The organism is Pedobacter sp. PF22-3 (genome assembly GCF_026239555.1).
Taxonomy (GTDB): Bacteria; Bacteroidota; Bacteroidia; order Sphingobacteriales; family Sphingobacteriaceae; genus Pedobacter.
The window spans coordinates 45,848-54,576 of record NZ_JAPIVP010000026.1 but is presented as its reverse complement, the minus strand read 5'-3'; the positions used below and the strand labels follow the sequence as shown (position 1 = coordinate 54,576).

The following is an 8,729-nucleotide window of genomic DNA, read 5'->3' as shown; positions in this document are numbered from 1 at the left end:
GGCAAATGTTTCGGGCGTGATCAATAAACCAAGTTTATCAAGTACACGCGCTTTCCTTGAATCCGTTTATTCAGACAGTTTCTCCGGTAAAGAAATTACAAGCTTTAGTTTCGACATGAACCAGTTCACCTATTATGATGAATTTAAACTTGCTTTCGGTGCCAACATTAAAGTAGGCAATATCTTTAACGCAAGTGCATCACTGGGCAAAACCAAAATTGAAAAGAAAACAGGCCTTATTGCAAAGTTTGTACAGCGCAACTTTACCCTGGATATGGATCTGCCAGAAGATGGCAACCTGCTCGACAATTCGGTGGATCCGGCAACTTTAGGCCCCTATTCGCCTGTGTATGTAAGTTCGATCACTTACGGGAGAATGGGAATGATCAAGGTTGAGTCCGATTATAATTATTCATCATTAACCAGGGCTTTTAAAGCTGCATTTAATGCCGGGATAGTAAGCGGCGGGGCATCTATAGCAGATTCTTTAAAAACTATTATCGATAATTCTTCAATTGAAATTTATGATGTGGGTGGCGAAGGTGAATCTGTGGCACAATCTATTAATGGCTACGATGCGTTTAGACAGTATATTATTTCTGGTGGAAATTATACACCGCAAACCCCTGGTTTCCCATTATATTATACATTGAGCTATTTAAGCGATAATTCAATTTTCAGAACCAGGTTCCTGGTTAATTTTCCTAAAAATTAATAAAACCGTCCATATCTGATCGCCGTGCCTTAACATAAAATAAATTCCCGGGCATGGCGATCTTTTAAGTTTAGATACTATTTATTTAATGAAAAAATATATACTACTTGTAGCTTGTTTCGCTATCATTCTAGCATCGTGCAGAAAAAACGAAGCCATTTTAACACCGCAAACCACATTTAGCGGGAAGTTTGCAGATCCAGTTATTGATATCAATATAGCAGGTAGCCCATCTGCTTACACCGGTCAATCACTCAAGAACATCCTAGACCAAAAAAAACTAAGTGGAGCCGATATTTATAAAGACAGTTTATGGGCTAACGACTTTGGAAGAACATTATTTGTGGAAACAGACGAAATTGCCTTGATGAAAAATTCTGCTTACGAACGGTATATTTATGCAGGATCATTGTTACAGGGAAACTCAATCGCCGACCTGAACTTTTCACCGATAGCAGAATTCCAGTCTTCCGTTAAACCTGTTACGGCTTCGGTTTCTTTTCAGGCCACAAAGGTAAGCGGAACCATCACAAACCCATCCCTATCGGCCAACAGGAACTTTATCAGCAATATTTTGGCACAGCCAGGCATAGGGAACCAGGTAGCAGGATTCTCTTATAGTTTAGAAAAATTTACAGCATATGATGAATTGAAGCTTGCCTTTGGTTCGAATGTAAAAACAGGAACGCTTTTTGGCAGCAAAACATCAAGCAGCAGCGAAACCATCGATAAAATTTCAAGAAGATCAGGTCTATATGCCAAGTTCATACAGAAAAACTTTACCCTCGATCTGGATATCCCTTCAGATGGCAGGCTCATGAACGATAATGTGGATATGAATGCTTTAAACCAAAAATTCCCAACTTATGTAAGTTCGATAACCTATGGTCGCATGGGAATTATGGCAATAGAATCCGACTACAGTTATGAAGAACTAAACAATGCATACAATTCTGCATTCAAAGCACTATTTGTTTCAGGAAGCAGCTCAGCAACTGAACAGGAAAAAAGAATAATTGACGAGTCTTCCATGAAGATTTACATCATCGGGGCCGATGGAAACGATGCCGTTGAAACTGTTAACGGTTTTGATGCATTTGTTCAGTTTATCGTTAAAGGTGGAACTTTCTCTGCATCAAATCCAGGGGTGCCAATATACTTTAGTTTGAGTCACCTTGCTGACCACTCCGTAGTAAAAACTAAATTCAGGATTAACATTGATACCCAGCCTGTATACGCTAGAATAGAATATCAAAATAAAGATAAATATATTAATTATAATGGTTGTGATGTCTATCTTTGTTTCTATTCAGATATGACTGGAACTAGCTCAACAGTCCCACAAGATTATGTTAAATTTGAATGGAAAAAAGAAACTACTAATGCTGGCTCAGTGGAGGGTCCATATGATCATCAACCATGGTCTTCTTCAACTACTTACGATAGCTTAACTGTAGTAAATACCTTTAAACAATCAAAAATTCTTATAAAAGCAAATCATACATACCAAAGTTCGTGGGATGACACTTATGAGGAAGATTATGGCTCTGGGGGGAGTGGTACTGTACACCGAGAAGGTTATTATTTATCTAATTATTCCCTTAAAAATGGTTCTTTTTACAAAGTACTAGCCCCTTTAAGATGATACCCTCAAAAGTTTAATAAACTTGGAGGCATAATGGAACGGAGTTATGCACTAATTGCGACTTTTGGCACTAGTGTTGCTTTTGCTGGCGACAGCTCACCTTCTGATGGTTGGTCTGGTGATGTACCACCTGGGGATACGCCTCTCATCCGGCTTTGCACTTAAATGCATAATTATGGATTGCTAAAGCACAATAATTAATTAAATAATAGAAAGGGCGATATGAAAATATTGCCCTTTTTATTTATATCCACAACCTATTTAAATATTTACATCAATTATTAAAAACCATAGCTAGGTATTAAAAAATTGTTAATATTTTTGGGGCCATGAAATATAAACGCATCCTACTTAAGCTTAGCGGAGAATCGCTAATGGGCGAAAAACAGTATGGTATTGATAATGAACGCGTTAAACAATACGCTGAAGATATTAAAGCTGTACACGATAAAGGATTAGAAATCGCAATCGTAATTGGAGGAGGAAATATTTTTAGAGGCCTAAGTGCCGAAAAAAGTGGGATGGACAGGGCGCAGGCAGATTACATGGGCATGTTAGCTACGGTAATCAATTCTATGGCCCTGCAAGATGCTTTAGAAAAAGTTGGCATTAAAACCCGCTTACTTACCGCCATTAAAATGGAGCAGATCTGCGAGCCATTTATCCGCAGAAGGGCCGTTCGCCATTTAGAAAAAGGCCGTGTGGTTATTTTTGGTGCAGGAACCGGGAACCCATACTTTACAACCGATTCTGCTGCTGCTTTACGTGCGATCGAAATCAAAGCGGATGTTGTTTTAAAAGGAACACGTGTTGATGGAATTTATACAGCAGATCCTGAGAAAGATCCATTAGCTACTAAATACGAAGAAATTTCTTTTAGAGAAGTTTATGATAAAGGCCTTAATGTAATGGACATGACAGCCTTTACCCTATGCGAAGAAAACCAAGTGCCGATTATTGTGTTTGATATGAACAAACATGGCAATTTCATGAAAATCGCTAATGGTGAACCTATTGGAACCCTGGTTAAATAAGGAATAAAAATTATTAATTTTGTAGAATACACACAATTATGAACGAACTCATACAATTACAATTAATGGATGCTCAATCTGCAATGGACAGAGCCATCGATCATTGTGAATCTGAATTAACTAAAATCAGGGCTGGTAAAGCATCAGCTGGAATGTTGGATGGTATTTTCGTAGATTATTATGGCGCAGCTACAGCATTGTCACAAGTAGCCAGTATTAATACGCCAGACGCCAGAACAATCGTCATCCAACCTTGGGAAAAATCACTTTTAACGCCAATTGAAAAAGCTATTCAGGTAGCCAATATTGGTATCAACCCACAAAACGATGGTATTGTTATCCGTCTGGTTGTGCCACCTTTAACAGAAGAACGCAGAAAAGATTTGGTGAGAAAAGTGAAGGAAGAAGCAGAAAGAGGCCGCATTACCGTTCGTAATATCCGTAAAGACGCCAACACCAAAATTCAAAAATTAAAGGGCGAAGGTGTTTCTGATGATGAAATTAAAACAGGTGAAGGCGAAGTACAAAAGCTAACCGATGCTTATATCATCAAGGTTGATAAACATGCCGAAGCTAAAGAAAAAGATGTAATGACAGTTTAACCTGTATAAAAATATGAAGAGAACGGGAATGGACTTAAATCCATTCCCTTTTTTATTACTTTATTTTTTCGCGCTGGAGCCCCTGATGTTTAAAACTGTAGGTAACGATACCTGCGTATTTTCGATAGACTTACCAGCTTTTTTCAGCTTTTTTAATAAAATCTTCATCACATTTTCTGCAATAGACTCAAGAGGCTGTGCTATAGCCGTAACCGGAGGCTCACAAAATTCAAGGATTTCGAAATCATCAAAGGAAACAACCGCTATATCCTGGTGAATCTTGATCCCTAATTTCCTTAAAGTTCTTAAGCCATCCAAACAAATATAGTTAGCGGCAAAAACTACGGCATCAAGCTGCTGCTCTGCTTTAAAAAACTTAATCATTTCCTCAATTGATTCTGCAGAGTTTACATATTTTATCTTCTTTACAATTGCCGGCAAGTTATATTTTTTGACAGCGCTTTCGTAACCAGCCAGACGGTCAACCATTTGTTGCTGCAAGGTATCAATAGTTACAAAACCGATATTTTTATAATTATTTTTAATCAGGTGCTCGGTGGCTTCATAGCAACTATTCTGATTATCGATAATGACATAATCAGTTTTAACATCCGGTACATATCGATCAAATAATACTACTGGAGCCTCTGTCTGAATCAATTTTTTAACTTCTTCCTCCAAACCTTCAGGTAAGGCCATAATGTAACCATCAACGTGCCTGTCTTTAAAAATCTGCAGCAGCTCTATTGCTTTTTCGGTATCGTTTCTGGTACTGCTAAAAAGGATTTTATAACCAAGGCTAGAAGCAATTTCGTCAATCCGGCGTGCTATACCAGCAAAAAAAGGCTCTGAAATATCATCAACCAAGAAACCTATAATTTTTGTTTTACCTGTTCTTAAACTAGTGGCAAGGGCATTGGGCTGATAATTTAATTCAGCCACCAGGTCTAAAACCTTTTTTGTGAGCGATTCACTAATATTTTTTTCTCTTGCTTTTCCATTAATCACAAACGACACCGTGGTAATGGAGATATTTAATTGTCTAGCGATATCTTTAATTGAAATGCGTTTCTTCATCACAGGCATAAACGAATAAATTTGATGGGTAATATAACAATATATCAGATAAATATGTGATGGATATGAAAAAATGGTCTAAAATAAAAAGAGCAACCTATCCAGGATTGCTCGATTAACTAACTTATTATTCATAAAAAATGCTGTTGGGGAAGGAGTCGAACCTTCAAGGGGTAGTTAGCTACAGTTCAAAAAATTAATTTGTGGTCAACCCAATAAACTGCGTTTGTCCCATTATTCCCCACCACCGAGACAAGGAGGCGTGTCTGCCAATTTCACCACCCAACATTTCAAAAGTTAACAGTTTTCAATTTCCAATTTTCAGTTTTAAACTGCTAACTGTAAATTGCCAACTGAACTGGCTGTAGGGGAAGGAATCGAACCTTCAAGGAGTGGTTAGCCATTACTGGTATTCCCATTATTCTCCGCCACCGAGACAAGGAGGTGTGTCTGCCTGTTTCACCACCCTACATGATTTTATGCAATTTTGAAAGAACGTTTCCTTTTTGTTAATTGCTTGATACAAATGTAAAGGAACAACCAATACCTTGCAAATATTTTAAACATTTAATTTTATTTTTATAATATTGATAAATTTTATTAAATTCGCTTATCATAATTCAAAAATATGCTTAAAAAAGACAATTCCAATTTAGAAATTGACAACCTTGATATCGATATATTAAAGCAATTGATGCAGGATGCTACCAAACCCTATACAGAAATCGCTAAAGATCTGATTGTTTCCGGTGGAACGATACACGTTAGGATGAAGAAACTGCAGGAAATGGGCATTATAAAAGGTTCTCACCTCATCATTGATCCGCAAAAGGCAGGATATGATATTTGCGCCTTTTTAGGTATTTACCTCGAAAAAGGAATCCAGTATAAAGATGCCGTAGCACAGCTGAGCAAAATTAAAGAGGTGGTAGAATTACATTATACTACCGGCGCCTATAGTATGTTTGCCAAAATTATCTGTAGAGATACTAATCACTTGCGCCATGTTTTAAACGAAGAAATACAGGCGGTAAACGGCATACAACGAACAGAAACTTTAATATCACTGGAAGAAAGCATTAAGCGACAGATTGAATTAGGGTAAGCGGAAAGACTAAAGCAGAAAGATTAATTAAAGATGAAAGGCCACAATCTGTGTTATCATACCTGAGCTTGGATGACCTTATATGTCTTATATGGTAAAACCTTTAGTGATTTTATTTGGAAATGAACGTTCAGTAGGGTTTCGGGAAGAGCAGCCCCGTTATCCGCTATAGCCCCGAATTGCAATCGGGGGCTGCCGCTTCTACCGGGTTTAGAAACAAAGGTTTGTGCAGCTACGCACCCAGCCAAAAATAGCACCACCTAATGGGCCACCCAGACCCGATTAGAGTGAACACGAAGCCGCAGGCAAAGTAAAACGGAAAGCGGGGAGCAAACTCAAATAATTATACAGGCCTTGCTCTCCTAATCTTAATAATCATATTTATAAGGAGGCCCTTCCTTCGACTATGCACGGGGTGACAAACAAGAAAAGATAACACTATTTTAGGAGCTGATAAGCAACCAGCGCTGCAACATATGCCATAGCCGTCATATAAGCTAACTGAATTACCGGCCATTTCCAACCTTTGGTTTCCCGGTAAACGATAGCTACCGTACTCATACATTGCATGGCAAAAGCATAAAAAAGCATTAGTGAAATACCTGTAGCAAAAGTATAAACTGGCAAACCTGTACGGTTATTAACCGAGGCCGACATGCGTTCTCTAATGGTGCTTGTATCCTCATCGCCGCCATCAACACTATAAATAGTAGCCATGGTACCTACAAAGGCTTCACGGGCAGCAAAAGAGGTAATTAAACCAATACCAATTTTCCAATCGTAACCCAATGGGCGGATGGCAGGCTCTATCCAATGCCCAAGAATACCCACATATGAATTTTCCAACTTCTCGGTAGCCACCAGGGTTTTAATGTGGTCGGTATTTTTGGTTGTATCAGCCAGGGCAGATTCGTATTTTTTATCAATGCTTTCAAAGCGGTCGCCCGGTGCGAAAGAAGCCATTACCCAGAGGATAATGGAAATAGCGATAATTACCTTCCCCGCTTCGAAAACAAAGGTTTTCGATTTTTCGTACATGGTGTAAAACACATTTTTCCACCTTGGCATGCGGTAAACCGGCAACTCCATGATAAAATAAGATCTTTCCTTCGTTTTAATGATAAATTTCATTACCCATGCTACCAGCACCGCAGCAACAATACCCACCAGGTACATTACCATTAGCGCTAAGCCTTGCAGGTTAAAAACGCCAAGAACGGTTTTAGAAGGGATAATTAAGGAAATGATTAAAATATATACCGGGAGTCTTGCCGAACAGCTTACCAATGGTGTAACCATGATAGTAATCATTCTATCCTTCCAGTTTTCAATATTTCTGGCAGCCATAATAGATGGAACAGCACAGGCTAGACCACCAATCATGGGCACAACCGATTTACCGTTAAGCCCAACTTTACTCATCACTTTATCCATCATAAAGGTAACACGGGCCATGTAACCGGTATCTTCTAAAATGGATATGAATGCGAAAAGAATGGCAATCTGTGGAATAAAAACAAAAATACCACCCAAACCTGCAATCACGCCATCCAACAACAAATCAGTAAGCATGCCTGCGGGCAAATATTCATGTCCGATGCTGGTTATAAAACCAAAACCAGTCTCAATCCATTCCATTGGATAAGATGACCAGGCAAATATCGCATTGAAAATGACGAAGAGAATAAGCAAGAAAATAGCAAATCCCCAAACCTTGTGTGTTAAAATAGCATCCAATTTATCACTGAAAGAAAATTTCTTTTCAGTGCCATTGTCAATAACCACATCAGATAAAATAGTGCTGAGGTGTTTATATCTGGCAATGGTTTCTGCAGCCTGAATTTTAGCAGATTCGAAATGGTGAGATTGTTCAATACCTTCAATTTCTTCCTGCTCTTTTTCGGTAAAGAAAGTTAAATGTTCGTGTTGATGCAGCACCTGCAGCGCATAATAATCGTTATTGGAATTAAGCTTGGCTTTTATAGCATTAATCGCTTCCGGAGCCAAAAAATTCACATCTACATCCTGATACTGCGTGGCAATTTTATTGGTATTGGCAATGGTCTGTTTCAGCTTGTCAATCCCGATGTTATTTCTTGCTGAAATGGACACCACCTGGATCCCTAATTTTTCAGAAAGTTTATCCAGATTAATCTCAATCCCCTGCTTAGCAGAAAGATCGATCATATTAAGCGCTAAAATGATCGGGATTCCCAAATCTGCCACTTGCGAATACAACAGCATGTTTCGCTTTAAATTCGAAGCATCGGCAATGAGTACAATCACATCAGGATGGCTGTTGTTGTTTTTATCGGCAAGTACCTGAAAAACGATGCTTTCATCAGCACTTTTCGGATATAAGCTATATGTTCCTGGTAAATCGATGATCTCTGCTTCTTTACCGTCTGCGAGTTTTGTAAAACCCGTTTTCTTATCAACAGTAATGCCTGGAAAGTTTCCGATTTTTTGATTTAACCCTGTTAAACGGTTAAATAAAGTAGATTTACCTGTATTGGGATTACCAACTAATGCAACTTTAATATCCAAACCC

The 8,729-nt window shown here is 38.5% G+C and carries 7 protein-coding genes and 2 tRNA genes; 5 read left to right on the top strand and 4 right to left on the bottom strand.

Features of this window, described 5'->3' with window-relative positions; all coding sequences use genetic code 11:
* The 4 genes from OQX63_RS22435 to frr all read left to right on the top strand — a co-directional run.
* Window positions 1-715 (top strand): thiol-activated cytolysin family protein (locus OQX63_RS22435; protein ID WP_265853029.1); only part of this gene is annotated, 715 nt, incomplete at its 5' end.
* 88 nt (window positions 716-803) lie between these two features.
* Window positions 804-2,360: a thiol-activated cytolysin family protein gene (locus OQX63_RS22430; protein WP_265853028.1), complete on the top strand. Its 1,557-nt coding sequence runs from the start codon at window positions 804-806 to the stop codon at window positions 2,358-2,360.
* 329 nt (window positions 2,361-2,689) lie between these two features.
* On the top strand, window positions 2,690-3,394 hold the full coding sequence (gene pyrH, locus OQX63_RS22425; protein WP_090498094.1) for a UMP kinase: 705 nt from the start codon (window positions 2,690-2,692) through the stop codon (window positions 3,392-3,394).
* A 38-nt stretch (window positions 3,395-3,432) separates the two neighbouring features.
* Window positions 3,433-3,996 carry a ribosome recycling factor gene (gene frr / locus OQX63_RS22420; protein WP_265853027.1) on the top strand — a complete coding sequence of 188 codons (564 nt, stop codon included), beginning with the start codon at window positions 3,433-3,435 and terminating at the stop codon, window positions 3,994-3,996.
* Window positions 3,997-4,056: 60 nt separating this feature from the next.
* Here the strand turns inward: frr and OQX63_RS22415 are convergent, their stop codons facing one another.
* The 3 genes from OQX63_RS22415 to OQX63_RS22405 form a co-directional block, all read right to left on the bottom strand.
* Window positions 4,057-5,073: a LacI family DNA-binding transcriptional regulator gene (locus OQX63_RS22415; RefSeq protein WP_265853026.1), complete on the bottom strand. Its 1,017-nt coding sequence runs from the start codon at window positions 5,071-5,073 to the stop codon at window positions 4,057-4,059.
* Window positions 5,074-5,216: 143 nt separating this feature from the next.
* Window positions 5,217-5,361: transfer RNA gene (locus tag OQX63_RS22410), tRNA-Asp, on the bottom strand.
* 71 nt (window positions 5,362-5,432) lie between these two features.
* A tRNA-Asp gene (locus tag OQX63_RS22405) sits at window positions 5,433-5,545 on the bottom strand.
* Window positions 5,546-5,701: 156 nt separating this feature from the next.
* Here OQX63_RS22405 and OQX63_RS22400 point away from each other — a divergent pair.
* Window positions 5,702-6,178 carry an Lrp/AsnC ligand binding domain-containing protein gene (locus tag OQX63_RS22400; RefSeq protein WP_025145395.1) on the top strand — a complete coding sequence of 159 codons (477 nt, stop codon included), beginning with the start codon at window positions 5,702-5,704 and terminating at the stop codon, window positions 6,176-6,178.
* 438 nt (window positions 6,179-6,616) lie between these two features.
* Here the strand turns inward: OQX63_RS22400 and feoB are convergent, their stop codons facing one another.
* Window positions 6,617-8,725, bottom strand: a complete 2,109-nt coding sequence (feoB, locus tag OQX63_RS22395; protein ID WP_322974543.1) for a ferrous iron transport protein B — start codon at window positions 8,723-8,725, stop codon at window positions 6,617-6,619.
* Window positions 8,726-8,729 lie beyond the last annotated feature (4 nt).

What these genes read in the sequence shown, in the direction of transcription:
- OQX63_RS22430 (WP_265853028.1), top strand. Translation starts at nt 804, where the DNA reads ATGAAAAAATATATACTACTTGTAGCTTGTTTCGCTATCATTCTAGCA.
- pyrH (WP_090498094.1), top strand. Translation starts at nt 2,690, where the DNA reads ATGAAATATAAACGCATCCTACTTAAGCTTAGCGGAGAATCGCTAATG.
- frr (WP_265853027.1), top strand. Translation starts at nt 3,433, where the DNA reads ATGAACGAACTCATACAATTACAATTAATGGATGCTCAATCTGCAATG.
- OQX63_RS22415 (WP_265853026.1), bottom strand. Translation starts at nt 5,073, where the DNA reads ATGAAGAAACGCATTTCAATTAAAGATATCGCTAGACAATTAAATATC.
- OQX63_RS22400 (WP_025145395.1), top strand. Translation starts at nt 5,702, where the DNA reads ATGCTTAAAAAAGACAATTCCAATTTAGAAATTGACAACCTTGATATC.